Origin of the sequence: Nocardioides sp. NPDC057772, assembly GCF_042798075.1 — a bacterium.
Taxonomy (GTDB): Bacteria; Actinomycetota; Actinomycetes; order Propionibacteriales; family Nocardioidaceae; genus Nocardioides.
This window is the reverse complement of record NZ_JBHVKN010000132.1, coordinates 1-13846: the sequence shown is the minus strand read 5'-3', so window position 1 is coordinate 13846 and position 13846 is coordinate 1. Positions and strand designations below refer to the sequence as shown.

Sequence of the window (13846 nt, the reverse complement as noted above, 5' to 3'; positions counted from 1 at the left end):
GCGCTGCACGGCGCGGACCAGGCGCCTGGGCACGTCGTAGGTCTGTCCGTCGACAGTCACGGGCACGAGGGCGACCGGGGTCGCCTTCCAGCTCGACCGGCGGTGGCGGGTGTTGCTGCGCGACATCTTGCGCTTGGGTACGGCCATGGCAGCCTCCTTCTGGTGGTGGTTGACGGTCCGGGTCAGGCGGCACGGCCGATGGGGCCGAGCCAGTCCTCGAGCCCATCCCAGGACTCCTCCCAGATCTGACCGCGCTGGGCGATCTCCTGGTCGGTGAGCAGAGCGCGCTCGAAGGCGCGCGGGATCTCGTCGGCCTCGTCGTCGATGCCGACCACGACGATCCGGGTGAGCCGATCGGTGCGGCCCCACTTCTGGGTCGACCCGACGCTCGCCTGACCGCCGGCGCCGTCCCACACGCAGATGTCGTCGGGTCGGGTGGGCACCCAGAAGCAGCCCCGCGAGCGGCGCGGGCCACCGCCGAGGATCTCCAGCTCGTCCTGGAACCGGATGGGGTGGATCGGCCGGTCGGAGCGCAGGTCGAGCCGCCACGCACCGCCCTCGGGAACCGGCGGCAGCTCGTTGCGGCGCACCTCGGCGACCCATGCCTCCACCGCATGATGGCGGTGCACGCCGGCGACCAGGCCGGCGGCGTCCAGGAGCGAGGGATCGGTCACCACCGGCGTACGCGGCCGGGCGAGGGTCGCCACCAGCGACCGCTCCTCCGGCTCGGGGGTCTCGGTGATGCAGACGACGTCGGCGTACTCGACGATCGCGCTGGCGACCTCGGCGACGCCGCGGCGGTCGTCCTCGGAAGTGGCGAGACCACGCTCGTCGAGCAGGTCGGGGCCGAGCAGGTCCTCGGCCACCGTCGTACCCTCGAGCGCCGCGACGACGGCGGAGATGCTGATGTGCGGCGCCATCCGCGGTGACCAGGCGAGCACACGGCAGACCTGGACCGCCTCGGCGGCGACCGGCAGGCAGGCCACGATGCTGCCCCAGCGACCCTGCGCGGCGAGCCGCTCGAGCGTCGGCACGATGTCCTCGCGGATCGCACAGGCGACGCAGGCGTGGGCGAGGTTGATCTCCTCGTGCTCGATCACGCCGGTGACGTCGCTGACGACGCGGGTCAGGAGCTGGCGCTCGGGATCGATGATGTGGCGGACCGTGACCGCGTCGGGGAGGCCGAACTGCAGCGAGATGGTCGCCGAGAGCATCGCGCCCTCCTCCACCCCGCCCACCAGGATCACCGGCACCTTGGGACGCGACAGGTTGCGGGGCGACCGCGGACGTGGCGCGGTCATCAGCCGCGTCCGTAGCGGCGCTTGAACCGTTCGACCCGTCCTTCGGTGTCGACCACGCGGCCGCGGCCGGTCCAGAACGGGTGGCTGGCGCTGGAGACGTCGACATCGACGACCGGGTAGGTCTCGCCGTTCTCCCAGGTGACCCGCTCGTGGTCGTCGGCGAGACGCTCGACGAGCGTCGACCGCATCAGGAAGAGCTTGTCCGCCGAGCGGTCGCGGAAGACGACCGGCCCGGAGACGGGGTGGATGCCTTGCTTCATGGGACCTCCCGTTGTGGTTAATGATAACGATTCTCATCTTAACCACAACGGGGCCTCAATTCACATCGGGGCGAGACTCACCCCTCGGTGGTGTGGGTGTGCATGCGTACGCCGTCGCTGTTGAAGATGCTCAGCACCTGCGCCGGGCGCGGGCCGGTCGCGAACATCGCGTGCGGCACCCGGGTGTCGAACTCGGCGGCTTCGCCACGGGTCAGCACCAGGTCACGATCGCCCAGCAGCAGCCGCAGCTTCCCGGAGATGACATAGAGCCACTCGTAGCCGTCGTGCACCCGTGGCTCCGGCACCTCGGTCACCGGCTCGTAGGTGATCTTGAAGGTGCTCACCGGTGACCCCTCGGGGCTCAAGGGCGCGATCTCCATGCCCTCGCGGCGGACCACCGGCCGGCGCACCCGCGGGTCCGGCACCGACGGCGTCACCAGGCTGTCGAGCCCGACACCGAGGTGGCGGGTCAGCGGGATCAGCAACTCCAGGCTCGCCTGCCGCTTGCCCGACTCGAGGCGGGACAACGTGCTCGGCGACATCTCCGCCTTCGCAGCCAGCTGCTCCAGCGTCCATCCCTTGCTATGGCGGATCGCCCGGATCCGCGGGCCGACCTGCTTGAGCTCGTCGATCATGTGCTCCATCTCCCATTTGCCATTTCAGCAAGAACTCTTGCCGTTCTTTCATTGTGCCACTGAACTGGATGACATGAACACACACACCGAACACCTTGACGTGATCGTCATCGGCGGCGGCGCCGCCGGACTCTCCGCCGCCCTCATGCTGGGCCGCTCCCGCCGTCGGACCCTCGTGATCGACTCCGGCTCCCCTCGAAACCGCTTCGCGGCGCACATGCACGGCGTTCTCGGTCACGAGGGCATCGACCCCGCCGAGCTGCTGCGCAAGGGACGCGAGGAGCTGGCTGCGTACGACATCGGGATCCGGCCGGGCCGGGTCGCCCGCCTCGAGGAGACCGACGACGGTGTGAGCGTCCTCCTGGACGACGGCGAACGGCTCGCGGCGCGGGTCGCGATCGTGGCGACCGGGGTCACCGACGATCTTCCCGACATCCCCGGCCTCGCCGAGCGTTGGGGCAGCACCGTGCTGCACTGCCCCTACTGCCACGGCTGGGAGGTGCGCGACCGGCGGCTCGGCGTGCTGACCACCTCCCCGCTCGGCATGCACCAGGCTCAACTGATCCGCCAGTGGAGCGACGACGTCGTGGTCTTCACCGCCGGACTCGGACCGATCGAGGAGACCGAGGAGAAGCGGCTGCTCGCCCGTGGGATCACTCTCGTCCCCGACCCCGTCGTCGAGGTCCTCGGTGAGGGCGACCAGGTCACCGCGGTGCGTACCGCCGACGGGTCGACCATCGAGGTGGGCGCCATCTTCACCGCCGGCACCCTGCGCCCGCACGACGACTTCCTGACCCACCTGGGCCTCGATCGCGCCGACAGCCCGGTCGGCAGCTTCCTCGCCGTCGACGCGACCGGCAAGACCAGCAGCGACCGGATCTGGGCGGTCGGCAACGTCTCCAACCCGATGGCCAACGTCCCGATCAGCATGAGCGCCGGCGCCATGGCCGGCAGCTTCGTGAACATGAAGCTGGTCACCGACGACTTCGACCGCGCCGTGTCCGAACCCGCCGGGCTGAGCGACCCGGTGGACTTCTGGCAGGAGAGGTACGCCGGCAGCGACCGGATCTGGTCCGGCAAGGTCAACGCGGTGCTCGGTGACATCGCCGCCGGTCTCGAGCCCGGCACCGCGCTCGATCTGGGCTCCGGCGAGGGCGCCGACGTCATCTGGCTGGCGCAGCACGGCTGGCAGGCCACCGGCATCGACATCTCCGACAACGCCGTCGGCCGCGGCCGGGAGGCAGCGCTGGCCGCTGGGCTGGGCGAGGAGGAGGCCCGGTTCGTCGTCTCCGACCTCTCCGACCCGGCGGTGCTGGACCGAGGCTACGACCTGGTCACCGCCAGCTTCTTCCACTCCCCCGTGGAGCTGCCCCGCACCGACATCCTGCGTCGGGCGGCCGGGTTGGTGAACGTCGGTGGCCACCTGCTGATCACCTCGCACGCCGCCGCGCCGCCGTGGGCCGACGCGTCCGCCCACGAGCACACCTTCCTCGACGCCAAGGAGGAGCTCGAGGCGCTCGACCTGCCCGAGGACGCCTGGGAGACCGTCGTTCTCGAGCACCGGCACCGTGCGGTGACCAGCCCGTCGGGCGAGCCGTCCACGCTCGAGGACGCGGTGCTCTTGCTCCGCCGCCGCGGCTCCTGATGGCAGTCACACCAGCCCCATGGATACCCGGTTGACCGGGGAAACCTGGGCTTGACGGGCACTGAAACACCCACCAAGCCCAGGGATACCCGGTCAACCGGGTATCCCTAGCCCCGCCGCCGAGGCGGATCGCCCGGCGTCAGGCCGCGCCGCAGCTCTCGGTGAGGTACTCGCCGAGACGCTCGTAGGCGAGGTTCTGGGCCACGCTGCGCTCGAGCGGGTCCTCGCCCCGCCCGGTGCGCAGCGCGTCCTCGATCATCATCCGCACACCCTCGACAGCGGCGGCTGGCGTGCCTTCCGGGACGCCCATCGACTGCAGGCTCGTGGCCGCCAGCCCCAGCGCCGTCTCGTTCTCGTCGTTCGGCGTGGACATCTGGGCCGCGTGGGCGTTCGCCATGGTCTGTACGGCACCGCAGAACTCCTCCAGGGACGCGACCGGCCCGGAGGCGACCGGGGCCGCGGACGATCCCGCCCCGGACGGAGCGGCCGCTGGCGCGTCGGAGCCGCCGAGGTCGCGGGTCAGCACCACGACGCCGATCGCGACCGCGATCAGCACGCCGACCACGAGCGCGCGTGGCGTGTGCGGCAGCCGGTCGCGCCAGGTCGGCTCACGCTGTGCCGCGGCCCGTCGGGCGGGGTTGCCGGAGCGTCTCGGGTCGCCCACTCGCTGACGCTCGCTCACTGGTAGGTGTTGGCCGGAGCCTCGCGCGGCTCGACCGAGGAGGCCTCGATGGCCGTCTCCGACTTGCCGCCCGGCGCGGTGCCCTCGACCCAGCGCCCGGTGACCGCGACCCAGGAGTCGCGCTCCGGGGCGTCGTCGTAGTCCTCGACCCGGACCCGCGAGGCGCTGGCGTCGGCGGCGCAGCAGGCGATGGCGATGCGGGTGACGTACCAGTTGCCCTTCTCGTCGGTGCTGACGAAGCCGGTGAGGCGAACGTCGCGGTCCTTGATCGTGGCTCCGTCGTCGACCCCGGCACGCCACATGAACTCGGCGACCTCGACGTCGACCGGGCCGTCCGATGCGGGCAGCGGAAGGATCTCGGCGTCGGGAGCGGCCGCGACCGGGTCGTCGGCACGGCGCTCGGCGAGATAGGCGCCCAGCGACGGCGGACTGGCGACGAAGACGATCACCCCCGGCAGGATCGCCAGCCAGGTCATCGCCGGGACCTTGTGGCTGTGTGCCTCATGCCCTTCGTGCCCGTCGTCGTCATCCTCCGGCTCCGGACGCAGCAGCATCCACAGCGTCAGCCCGAGCAGCACAACGCCGGTGGCGACCAGCGGCCACTTCATCCAGTCGGTGACGTACCTCAGATAGCCGTCGCCGAGCGAGAGCCGCAGCAGGACAGCCCCGAGAAAGCCGACCACCAGGGCCTGCGTTGTTCTGGTCACAGCAGCCACCATCCGATGCCGACGGCGGAGGCGACCGCCGTGATGATCACCAAGGGTACGAAGCGCAGGGCGAAGCCCATGCCGAACTGGCCGGCCTCCATCGAGGCGAGCTTGATGTCCATCGCCGGGCCGACGACGAGGAAGACCAGCTTCGCGGTGTCGGAGAAGGCGGTGAACGAGGCGGCGACGAAGGCGTCGGACTCTGAGCAGAGCGCCACGACGAAGGCGAACAGCGCCAGCGTGGCGATCCCCAGCACCGCCTGACCGGCGACCGTGTTCACCACCGAGCGGGGTACGAAGGTGTTGACCGCCGCGGCCAGCATGGCGCCCAGCACCAGGAAGCCGGAGGCGTGCAGGAAGTCGTGGGTGACGTTGCCGAGGAACGACCGCTCGTGGGCGTGCACGTCACGGCCGAGGTTGGTGAGCCGCTCGAGGAGCAGCTTGCCGCGGGCCATCATGATCCAGCCGACCGCCACCGCCGTGATCAGCGAGGCCAGGAACCGGGCCAGCACCATCATCGGCTGTCCGGGGAAGGCCACCGCGGTCGAGACGAGCACCGCCGGGTTGACCGCCGGCGCGGCCAGCAGGAACGTCAGCGCAACCGCCGGTGCGACGCCGCGACGGATCAGCGAGTTCGTCACCGGCACCGCGGCGCACTCGCAGCCTGGCAGCCCGATCCCGGCCAGGCCGGCGACCGGGACGCCGAGCACCGGGCTCTTCGGCACGATCTTGCTCAGCGCCTTCTCCGAGAGGAACGTCGAGATCACGGCGCTGAGCAGCACCCCGCCCAGCAGGAACGGCGCCGACTGCACCACGATGGCCACGAAGATCGTGCCCCAGGTGTTGAACAGGTCGTGGTCCAGCAGCGGCAGCAACCAGCGCTGGGAGAGCAGGATGACCAGCAGGACGATCGCGACGACCTCTGTCTGCCCCAGCCTGAACCCAGGCTTCTGCGCCGCCCGCTCCGGGGCCTTCGTGCTCATGACGCGAGTGTTTAGCACAGCCCGATGACGACCGGGTAGTGCCTCGCCGACTCGGAATGGTTCCGGTTAGGCTTTTGCCTGAGTCACCAGCTGGACTTGGTGATCCCCGGCAGATGCCCCTTGTGCGCGAGCTCGCGGAACCGGATCCGCGACACGCCCGCCTTGCGCAGGTATCCCCGCGGCCGGCCGTCGACCTGGTCGCGGTTGCGCAGGCGTACGGGCGAGGAGTCGCGCGGGAGACGGGACAGCGCGCGGACGGCCTCGGCCTGCTCGGCCGAGCTCGGCTCGGTGGCGCGGATCTGCTCCTTGAGGGCAGCCCGGCGCTCGGCGTACCTCTCCACGATCTCGCGACGCTTGGCCTCGGCGGCGATCTTCGACTTCTTGGCCATCAGACCTTCTCCCCTCGGGCGCGCATCTCGGCGACGACGGCGTCGATGCCGCGTACGTCGATCTGCTTGATCGCGTTGGTGCTGAGCCGCAGGGTGACCTTCCGGCCCAGGCTGGGGACGTAGTAGGTCTTCTTCTGCAGGTTCACCTCCCAGCGCCGCCGGGTCGCCTTCTTGGACCAGGGACGGTTGTTGCCGAAGCCGGGGCGGGCACCGGTGACCTGACACGTGCGTGACATGAGAGCCTTTCGTGTTATTGGGAATCATTCCCAGTATGACACACGGCATGGGTGCTGCTGCACACGGGATCCATACCGATACCGACTAACATGTGGCTCATGGCACCAACCCAGCAGGTCAAGCGGCGCGCAACCAACCAGGGCGCCGCGGTGAAGGAGGCTCTCGCCGCCGAGGACACCTTCCGCAGCGCCCAGGACGTCTACGCCACGCTGCGAGCCAACGGCGAGAAGATCGGCCTCTCCACGGTCTACCGCCACCTGCAGATCTTCGTCGACGACGGCCTCGCCGACGTGATCCACAAGCCCGACGGTGAGTCCACCTACCGACTGTGCGGCGACGCCTCCACGACCCATCACCACCACCTGGTCTGCCGCAGCTGCGGCAAGGCCGTGGAGATCGAGGGCCCGGCCGTGGAGACCTGGGCCGACAAGGTGGCGGCGCAGAACGGCTTCACCGACGTCAACCACACCGTGGAGATCTTCGGCCTCTGCGCCGCCTGCGCCTCCGCCTGAGCCAACCCCGGGTCGACCCCGGTCAAGCCCGGGTCAGCTGCGCCTGCCCACCGCGCCGAGCGCGGCATCGACCAGCAGGAACCCGACGAGGGTCACGCCCAGCATCGGCACGAACCAGCCGACCACGCCGATGATCGCGACGAGAGCCACGAGCATGGGCCAGGGCAGTCGTCGCCACGCCCCACGCGGTGCCGGCCGGCCGAAGCGGAGCCCGCCCGCTCCGCGCGGGCGCCGCAGCCACCACATCCGGTAGCCGAGCATCGTCATCACGATCAGTCCGATCGCCAACGCCGCCAGCGCGAGCTGGTTGACGATGCCGAACAGGATGCCCATGTGCGCGCCGATGACCCAGTCGGTCAGCTTGGCCATCACCGGCCAGTCGGCGAAGTCGACCCGGTCCAGCGTCTTGCCGGTGGCGGGGTCGACGCTGATCGCGTCGTAGGCGGTCGGCCAGTCGCGCTTGTTCTCCGCTGCTGTCCAGGCGCTGGATCCGTCGGCCGGCGGGACGAGGTAGAGCGGATCCCCGAGGCCTGCTTCACGTGCGGCGGCGAGCACCCCGTCGGCACCGACTCCCGCCGTGAGGACGGCATCCGGGTCAGCGGCGCCTGCCGCGCCCCCGGCCGAGCCGTGATCGGCATGCTCGTCCGCGGAACCGCCGGTGTGCAGGGACGTCGCCGGCGTCGGCTCGGTCCAGGACAGGGCCGTACGCACATCGCCGATGTTCGCGCCGGCGTAGCGAGACCAGGTCAGCCCGGAGACCGAGAGCGCGAGTACGCCGAGAAGAACCCAGACGCCGATCACGGCGTGCCACGACATCACCCGGGAGCGTCCCGCGGCGGCCAGGTCAGGAGTCACCAGCCGACGCACACGCCGATCACGGCGCCGCCTGCCTATCCACAGCAGCAGCCCGCCGAGGGCGACCACCCACAGCCAGCTCGCGGCGAGCTCGCTGTAGTGGCGTCCGACGGCCCCCAGGTGCAGATTGCGGTGCAGCTCGTCGAGCCACGCTCGGAACCCGAGCCACTGCCCGTAGCTGCGTACCTGGCCCTCGACGCCGGCGGTATAGGGATTGACGAAGACCGACATCGCGTAGTCCGCGGGCACCGACTCGTCGGTGAAGACGACCCGGGTGCTGCGATCGGCGGCGGGTGGCACGTCGATGCGGAGGATCTCGCCGTCGGGATGGCTCGCCCGAGCGGCAGCGACCTGATCCGCGAGCGCCAGCCGCTTGCCCGCCGCGGTGACGTGGGTCAGGTCGTGATAGGCGATCTGCTCGACCTGCGGGGCGATCGTGTAGAGCAACCCCGTCACCGAGGCGACCAGGATGAACGGGGCGACCAGCACCCCGGCGTAGAAATGCACCCGCAGCACGAGTGGACGGATCGTCGGCCACCAGCCGACGGTCTTCGGCTCGGTCTTCGGCTCTGTCTTGGGTTCGGTCTTGGGTTCGGTATCGGGCTCGGCTGTGTTGATGCGGAGCTGGGTGGGAGCGGTCATTCGAAGCTTCTCTTCTCGCGAGTTTTCGGGTACGCAAGGCAGCCACCGGGACTCGCCCGGTGGTGCTCGCAGTGGGATCTCAGAGGCCGGCCGGCCTCGGCGGTCCCCTTCGCGGAGAGACATCGGCCCACATGGCCGGTCGCGGGAGGAGCTGCCCGGCCTCGGCGAGCAGGCGCCCGGTGACCGCGACCCGGGGCATCGAGAGGCGGCGTACCGCCACGGCGAGGGCACGGCGGTGCAGCACCCAGACGAGCACCGACAGCACCGCGGCGCAGGTGTGGGCCAGGAGCATCGAGCCGCTCTCGGCGCCGAGCGGGCTGCCGAGGGCGTGCTGGTGCTCGGCAGCAGGGCTCACGGAGAACGCCGCAAAGACCTCGTGGAGGCCGAGCTGGGACAGCCCTGCCATGACCGCGCCGCCGAGGAGCCCGACCCGGTGCTGCAGCACCGCGACGCCGGCGCCGAAGACCGCCAGCGCGGAGGCGGCCAGCCAGCCGGCGCCCGGCAGGGTGCCACCGGCGGCCAGGTGGGCCAGCGCCGCGCCGGTGGTGATCTCGAGGGTGGCGAGCAGGGACAGCCACACGCTCCCGCGCCTCGGCCTCACCACTCGCAGCTCCACGCGCAGCACCGTATCCCGGACCGCGAGCTCAGAGTTCGCCGGCGTTGCCCTCGACGAGGAAGGTCGGGCCCTGACCCTGGTCCTCGTCGTCGGTCGGGATCACCGGACTGACGGGCGTGCACACGAGCGTGCGCACCTCGCAGGTGACGACCTGCTGTGCGCGCAGCACGTCGTCTGCGTTCGCGTCGATATGCTGCGCGACGCCGAAGAACGTCTCCTCGTCGCTCCAGCCCGCCAGCGTGAAATGATCCCAGGGGGCGTCGATCGCGCGTCGGCTCCCGGTCGATGCGTCGTACGCGACCGCCTTGGTGGGCCACTCGGTGGTGTCGAAGATCGTGCTGCGATCCGGTGAGAGCAGACCCACCCCCGACAGCCCGGTGTCAGCCAGCTCTCGGCGCTGACCCTCTCCTTCGAGATGGACATGGAAGCCGTCCGGAAACAGGGTCTCGGCGTAGCCGACGTAGACCTCCCCGTCGGGCCCTCGGCTTGCCTCCGTGGTCGAGCCGTCGGCCAGATCGATGGTGGTGTCGTCGAAGAAGAGTCGCTCGTTGCTGACCCCGACCAGCAAAGGCATGGTCTCGCTGTAGAGATCCTCCAGGTCGGCGTCGCCGTCGGGCTCTTCGTCAGGCGTCCGGTAGAGCTGCTCACCCGTGCGGGTGTCGAACGCCGCCACCTGGAGCACATGGGTGCCGAACTCGTCGGTCGGACCGCGCGACTGGTCGACGGTCGCGAACACCGACCGGTCGGCCGACACGGCCAGGTTGCTCCACCCCACCTTCTCGACCTTCTCGGTCTCGCCCTCGGCGCTGGTGAACCACAGCGTCTGGCCACGCATCCAGTAGACGCCGGTCGCGCCCAGCACGAACTGGTCCACGCGATCACCCAGGTCGACGCTCCGCTCCCCCACATGCAGGGTGCCGTCGGCATACCAAGCCGGGGCTGTGGCATCCCACGTGCTGGGCCCGACAGGCAGTGAGAAGGGCTCCTTGCCACCGGCACTCGCGGTCGTGCTCCCACACCCGGCCAGCGAGAGCGAGACCAGTGCGCCGGCGACAGCGGCTCCGCGCAGGTTCACGTCGCCTGCTGGACGGGGGTGTGGTTGCGCGCCAGGAGCCAGATCATGGTGCCGTAGCAGGCGATGCGCAGGGCCCAGCCGAGACCGGTGCGGAGGATCCCCAGGGCGAGGATCGCCCAGTCACGGTCGATCGCCCCGCTCCAGGCCAGGAACCAGATCGGACCCTGGATCGCCGCACCGATCGCGCCGGGGGCCAGGAAGAGCCAGGTGAGCCGCGTGCACAGCTTCACGATCTGCTTGTCCTGGTGCCACTCCAGCGGGTCGCCACTGGCGACACCGATGAAGAAGCCAAAGATCGGCCAGCCGATCAGGCACAGCCCACCGACGACGACGGTGTAGCCGAGGCTGATCAGGATGCCGGGCAGGAAGTAGGCCAGCGCCTGCTCCTCGGCCGAGCCGCCCATCGACTGGGCCAGCCGCACCACGGCAAAACCGATGAGGATGCCGAAGATCGCGTTGCCGACGTACTGCAGGCTGGAGCGCTGCACCAGCCGCACGACCAGGAAGACCGCCGCGGTCGCGGCCGAGGCGATCAGCGCGATCTTGAGGTCCTTGACCAGCAGCCAGGCGATGGTGAACACGAGCCCGGGCACACCGGCCTCGAGCATGCCGCGCACACCGCCGAGCCCGGCGGACATCTGGCGGCGTACGACCGCCTCGACGGTGTCGACCGTCGGATGGTTGTGGTCGTGGTGCTGGTCGGCACGGTCGTCGGCAGAGCCGTCGGCAGGGGTCTCAGAGGTGGGGCTCACGTGTGGTTGGCTCACTCGTTGGGGTCCGGTATCAGCTCGTAGCGTGGATTGAACATGATGCGCTGGCCGTCGGTGCGGCCGATACGGCCCTGCACCTGCAGGGAGCGGCCCGGGTTGATCCCGGCGATGCGCCGGCGGCCCAGCCAGATGAGCGTCAGCGTGCCGGAGCCGTCGAACAGCTCCGCCTCCAGCGCCGGGACGCCCCCGCGCGGTCGCAGCGTGATCGTACGCAGCGTCCCGCGCAGCCGCACCGACTCACGGTCGGGCGCGTCGGCGATGGAGGCGACATCCTTGGCGACGTAGGCCGCCCGGATCTCGCTCGCGTCGATCGAGGCCGTATTGGCCCACTCGCTGAGCTTGGCGCGCAGCCGACCCTTGGACACTACCGGCTCACTTCTCGACGCGACGCGCGTTGGGTGGCAGCTTCACCTCGAGTGCCTCGCCCTTCGGCTTGGCCTCGGCGCCGCGGCGCACCACGACCTGCTCGAGGAGCTTCTCCCACTCCTTGCCCGCGGTCGGTTCCATCGCCGGGCGGCCGAGCATGGTCGCGCGGAGCATCCAGCGCGGGCCGTTGACCCCGATGATGCGGGTCTGCTGGACGGCCGGCTGGCCGTCGGGCAGCTTGACCTTCATCTGGGTGATCAGCTCGGTGCCCCACGGGCCCTCGAGGTCGGCCGTCGCGCCGCCGCGCTGCTGGACGTCCTGGCGCAGCATCGGCAGCGACTCGGTCCACAGGTCGCCGTTGCGGGGCGCGGCGAAGGCGCGCAGCTCCATGGCACCGTCGTCGGCGGTCAGCATCACGGCCGCGATCTGGCCCGACTTCTCGTCCACCTGCAGGCGCAGCTCCTTGCCGGGCGCCGGGGCGATCATCATCGAGCCGAGATCCACCCAGTCGCCGGTGATCAGTCCCTCGGGGGCCGAGTCGATGTCGAACGGGCCGATCTCGGGAGCGGCCGGCACCGGCCGCTCGTCGGCCACGGGCCGCTCATCGACCGATGCAGACGGCTCTCCCCGGTGGGAGGGCGTGGACTTGCGACGGAACTTCACGACCATCTGCTTTCAGGTTGCGGTGGATCTTCGAGGAGACTTATCTAACACTGATCGCTCAGCGGCTGGAGAAGCCCCCGGTAGAACCGTATCCCCCGTCTCCACGAACGGACTCGGGCAACTCGGAGACCTCGACGAAACGAGCCTGCTCGACGCGCTGGATGACCAGCTGGGCGACCCGGTCGCCCCGGCGCAGCTCGATGGGCTCGACGGGGTCGAGGTTGACCAGCGCGACCTTCACCTCGCCGCGGTAGCCGGCGTCGACGGTGCCGGGGGCGTTGACGATGGAGAGCCCGTGCTTGGCCGCCAGGCCGGAGCGTGGGTGCACCAGGCCGACGTAGCCCTCTGGCAGCGCCATCGCGATCCCGGTCGGCACCAGGGCACGCTCCCCCGGTTTCAGGGTCACGTCGACGGTCGTGCGGAGGTCGGCTCCCGCGTCTCCCGGATGGGCGTACGCAGGTGGCGGCAGCTCCGCGTCGAGACGTACCAGGGCTACTTCGAGGTCAGACACATCCCGCACCTTAGATGCTTTGAGGCTCACCCGATTCGTGACTGGCTTGACCGGCGTGAAAAACTCACGATTCGTGAGCACCCCGGCGTACGACGAGCGACTGACCGTGCCGCTGAGGTGGTGGGTCCAGGGCGTCATGTTCCTGGCGACCCTGTGGATCGCGGTCATCCTGTGGGTGCCGGCCGCGCTCGCCTGGGGCATCACCGCCGCGACCGTCGGTCTGTTCGCGCTTGCCATGATCGTCTACGGCAACGCCAGGATCACGATCGCCGACGGCGTCCTGCGCGCCGGCCCGGCCCGGATCGAGGCACGCTTCCTCGGCGAGGCGATTGCGCTCGACGAGACCGAGTCACACCATCTCGCGGGCCGCGACGCCGACGCCCGGGCGTACCTGCTCCTTCGTCCCTACCTCAAGCGCGCGGTGCGGGTCGCCATCGAGGACCCCGCCGACCCGACGCCCTACTGGCTGCTGTTCACCCGCCACCCGGTGGCGCTCGCGAAGACGGTCAACGCGCTCCGAGCGAGTCTCTGAGCGAGTCTCTGAGCGAGTCTCTGAGCGAGTCTCCGGACGGCATCCTCGCGGACATGGCCTAGGCTCGATACATGTCCAAGTCCAACAAGGCTGGGTCTGATTCCGGAGCGAAGGGCGACAAGGTCTGGGCGATCATGGCCCTCGTCAGCGGAATCGGGGCCGCCAAGGTCACCAACAAGCTCCTCTCCACCGGCTGGAAGGCGTCCACCGGACGCAAGCCACCGGCCAATCCGGCCGACCCCGACGTACGCCTCCTGGAGGCCGTGCTCTGGTCGGCTGCCACCGGCGCCACCGTCGCGCTCGCGCGGATGTTCGCCCAGCGCCGTGCGGCGAACTACTACGTGAGGTCGGTCGGTCGGTTGCCTAAGCAGCTGGAGAAGGACGAAGTCCTGAGGTAGCAAAGAAGGCCGTACGGAGTCCGTGCGGCCTTCTGCTTGTCAGTCCGGCTTGCGCCGGGCTTTCCGC

The 13846-nt window shown here is 70.2% G+C and carries 20 protein-coding genes; 4 read left to right on the top strand and 16 right to left on the bottom strand.

Features of this window, described 5'->3' with window-relative positions; translation table 11 throughout:
• The 4 genes from rpmF to ACFVJS_RS19280 form a co-directional block, all read right to left on the bottom strand.
• Positions 1-147, bottom strand: a 147-nt coding sequence (gene rpmF, locus ACFVJS_RS19295) for a 50S ribosomal protein L32 (protein ID WP_378883585.1), incomplete at its 3' end; no start/stop codon positions are given.
• Positions 148-182: 35 nt separating this feature from the next.
• The gene (locus tag ACFVJS_RS19290; RefSeq protein WP_378883583.1) at positions 183-1301 is read right to left on the bottom strand and encodes a CobW family GTP-binding protein; all 1119 of its coding nucleotides are present in this window, start codon (positions 1299-1301) and stop codon (positions 183-185) included.
• Positions 1301-1561 carry a type B 50S ribosomal protein L31 gene (locus ACFVJS_RS19285; protein WP_045547218.1) on the bottom strand — a complete coding sequence of 87 codons (261 nt, stop codon included), beginning with the start codon at positions 1559-1561 and terminating at the stop codon, positions 1301-1303. Before ACFVJS_RS19285 ends, ACFVJS_RS19290 begins: the two co-directional genes overlap by 1 nt.
• A gap of 77 nt (positions 1562-1638) precedes the next feature.
• On the bottom strand, positions 1639-2196 hold the full coding sequence (locus ACFVJS_RS19280) for a helix-turn-helix domain-containing protein (RefSeq protein ID WP_378883579.1): 558 nt from the start codon (positions 2194-2196) through the stop codon (positions 1639-1641).
• 73 nt (positions 2197-2269) lie between these two features.
• Here ACFVJS_RS19280 and ACFVJS_RS19275 point away from each other — a divergent pair, with 73 nt between their 5' ends.
• The gene (locus tag ACFVJS_RS19275; protein WP_378883577.1) at positions 2270-3841 is read left to right on the top strand and encodes an FAD-dependent oxidoreductase; all 1572 of its coding nucleotides are present in this window, start codon (positions 2270-2272) and stop codon (positions 3839-3841) included.
• Between the two features lie 139 nt (positions 3842-3980).
• Here ACFVJS_RS19275 and ACFVJS_RS19270 read toward each other — a convergent pair whose 3' ends face one another.
• The 5 genes from ACFVJS_RS19270 to rpmB all read right to left on the bottom strand — a co-directional run bounded on the left by ACFVJS_RS19270 (position 3981) and on the right by rpmB (position 6838).
• A complete protein-coding gene (locus ACFVJS_RS19270; protein ID WP_378883573.1) occupies positions 3981-4505 on the bottom strand; it encodes a hypothetical protein in 525 nt (174 codons plus the stop codon).
• A gap of 14 nt (positions 4506-4519) precedes the next feature.
• Positions 4520-5230, bottom strand: a complete 711-nt coding sequence (locus tag ACFVJS_RS19265; RefSeq protein ID WP_378883571.1) for a TIGR03943 family putative permease subunit — start codon at positions 5228-5230, stop codon at positions 4520-4522.
• The gene (locus ACFVJS_RS19260; protein ID WP_378883569.1) at positions 5227-6213 is read right to left on the bottom strand and encodes a permease; all 987 of its coding nucleotides are present in this window, start codon (positions 6211-6213) and stop codon (positions 5227-5229) included. The genes ACFVJS_RS19265 and ACFVJS_RS19260 overlap by 4 nt, the downstream gene beginning before the upstream one ends.
• Before the next feature lie 83 nt (positions 6214-6296).
• Complete coding sequence (rpsN, locus tag ACFVJS_RS19255) at positions 6297-6602, bottom strand: 30S ribosomal protein S14 (protein WP_378883566.1); 306 nt, start codon at positions 6600-6602, stop codon at positions 6297-6299.
• Positions 6602-6838, bottom strand: a complete 237-nt coding sequence (gene rpmB / locus ACFVJS_RS19250; RefSeq protein WP_196873964.1) for a 50S ribosomal protein L28 — start codon at positions 6836-6838, stop codon at positions 6602-6604. Before rpmB ends, rpsN begins: the two co-directional genes overlap by 1 nt.
• Before the next feature lie 99 nt (positions 6839-6937).
• Here rpmB and ACFVJS_RS19245 point away from each other — a divergent pair, with 99 nt between their 5' ends.
• On the top strand, positions 6938-7351 hold the full coding sequence (locus ACFVJS_RS19245) for a Fur family transcriptional regulator (RefSeq protein WP_008356597.1): 414 nt from the start codon (positions 6938-6940) through the stop codon (positions 7349-7351).
• 33 nt (positions 7352-7384) lie between these two features.
• On the opposite strand, the gene ACFVJS_RS19240 is transcribed toward ACFVJS_RS19245, so the two are convergent.
• The 7 genes from ACFVJS_RS19240 to dut form a co-directional block, all read right to left on the bottom strand.
• Positions 7385-8848, bottom strand: coding sequence for a PepSY-associated TM helix domain-containing protein (locus ACFVJS_RS19240; protein WP_378883562.1), 1464 nt, complete (start codon positions 8846-8848; stop codon positions 7385-7387).
• A gap of 79 nt (positions 8849-8927) precedes the next feature.
• A complete protein-coding gene (locus ACFVJS_RS19235) occupies positions 8928-9464 on the bottom strand; it encodes a cell division protein FtsQ (protein ID WP_378883560.1) in 537 nt (178 codons plus the stop codon).
• 28 nt (positions 9465-9492) lie between these two features.
• Entirely contained in the window at positions 9493-10539 is a 1047-nt protein-coding gene (locus tag ACFVJS_RS19230; RefSeq protein ID WP_378883557.1) for a hypothetical protein, read from the bottom strand.
• Positions 10536-11291, bottom strand: coding sequence for a DUF3159 domain-containing protein (locus ACFVJS_RS19225; protein WP_378883554.1), 756 nt, complete (start codon positions 11289-11291; stop codon positions 10536-10538). Before ACFVJS_RS19225 ends, ACFVJS_RS19230 begins: the two co-directional genes overlap by 4 nt.
• 11 nt (positions 11292-11302) lie before the next feature.
• Positions 11303-11674: an OB-fold nucleic acid binding domain-containing protein gene (locus ACFVJS_RS19220; RefSeq protein WP_378883552.1), complete on the bottom strand. Its 372-nt coding sequence runs from the start codon at positions 11672-11674 to the stop codon at positions 11303-11305.
• A gap of 7 nt (positions 11675-11681) precedes the next feature.
• On the bottom strand, positions 11682-12344 hold the full coding sequence (locus ACFVJS_RS19215) for a DUF3710 domain-containing protein (protein WP_378883549.1): 663 nt from the start codon (positions 12342-12344) through the stop codon (positions 11682-11684).
• Between the two features lie 52 nt (positions 12345-12396).
• Positions 12397-12849 carry a dUTP diphosphatase gene (gene dut, locus ACFVJS_RS19210; RefSeq protein WP_378883546.1) on the bottom strand — a complete coding sequence of 151 codons (453 nt, stop codon included), beginning with the start codon at positions 12847-12849 and terminating at the stop codon, positions 12397-12399.
• A gap of 73 nt (positions 12850-12922) precedes the next feature.
• Here dut and ACFVJS_RS19205 point away from each other — a divergent pair, with 73 nt between their 5' ends.
• Complete coding sequence (locus ACFVJS_RS19205; protein ID WP_378883543.1) at positions 12923-13381, top strand: DUF3093 domain-containing protein; 459 nt, start codon at positions 12923-12925, stop codon at positions 13379-13381.
• Positions 13382-13452: 71 nt separating this feature from the next.
• The gene (locus tag ACFVJS_RS19200) at positions 13453-13779 is read left to right on the top strand and encodes a DUF4235 domain-containing protein (RefSeq protein ID WP_378883540.1); all 327 of its coding nucleotides are present in this window, start codon (positions 13453-13455) and stop codon (positions 13777-13779) included.
• Positions 13780-13846: the final 67 nt, after the last annotated feature.

Coding starts and splice junctions, on each gene's coding strand:
- ACFVJS_RS19290 (WP_378883583.1), bottom strand. CDS start 1,301: ATGACCGCGCCACGTCCGCGGTCGCCCCGCAACCTGTCGCGTCCCAAG.
- ACFVJS_RS19285 (WP_045547218.1), bottom strand. CDS start 1,561: ATGAAGCAAGGCATCCACCCCGTCTCCGGGCCGGTCGTCTTCCGCGAC.
- ACFVJS_RS19280 (WP_378883579.1), bottom strand. CDS start 2,196: ATGATCGACGAGCTCAAGCAGGTCGGCCCGCGGATCCGGGCGATCCGC.
- ACFVJS_RS19275 (WP_378883577.1), top strand. CDS start 2,270: ATGAACACACACACCGAACACCTTGACGTGATCGTCATCGGCGGCGGC.
- ACFVJS_RS19260 (WP_378883569.1), bottom strand. CDS start 6,213: ATGAGCACGAAGGCCCCGGAGCGGGCGGCGCAGAAGCCTGGGTTCAGG.
- rpsN (WP_378883566.1), bottom strand. CDS start 6,602: ATGGCCAAGAAGTCGAAGATCGCCGCCGAGGCCAAGCGTCGCGAGATC.
- rpmB (WP_196873964.1), bottom strand. CDS start 6,838: ATGTCACGCACGTGTCAGGTCACCGGTGCCCGCCCCGGCTTCGGCAAC.
- ACFVJS_RS19245 (WP_008356597.1), top strand. CDS start 6,938: ATGGCACCAACCCAGCAGGTCAAGCGGCGCGCAACCAACCAGGGCGCC.
- ACFVJS_RS19240 (WP_378883562.1), bottom strand. CDS start 8,848: ATGACCGCTCCCACCCAGCTCCGCATCAACACAGCCGAGCCCGATACC.
- ACFVJS_RS19215 (WP_378883549.1), bottom strand. CDS start 12,344: ATGGTCGTGAAGTTCCGTCGCAAGTCCACGCCCTCCCACCGGGGAGAG.
- ACFVJS_RS19200 (WP_378883540.1), top strand. CDS start 13,453: ATGTCCAAGTCCAACAAGGCTGGGTCTGATTCCGGAGCGAAGGGCGAC.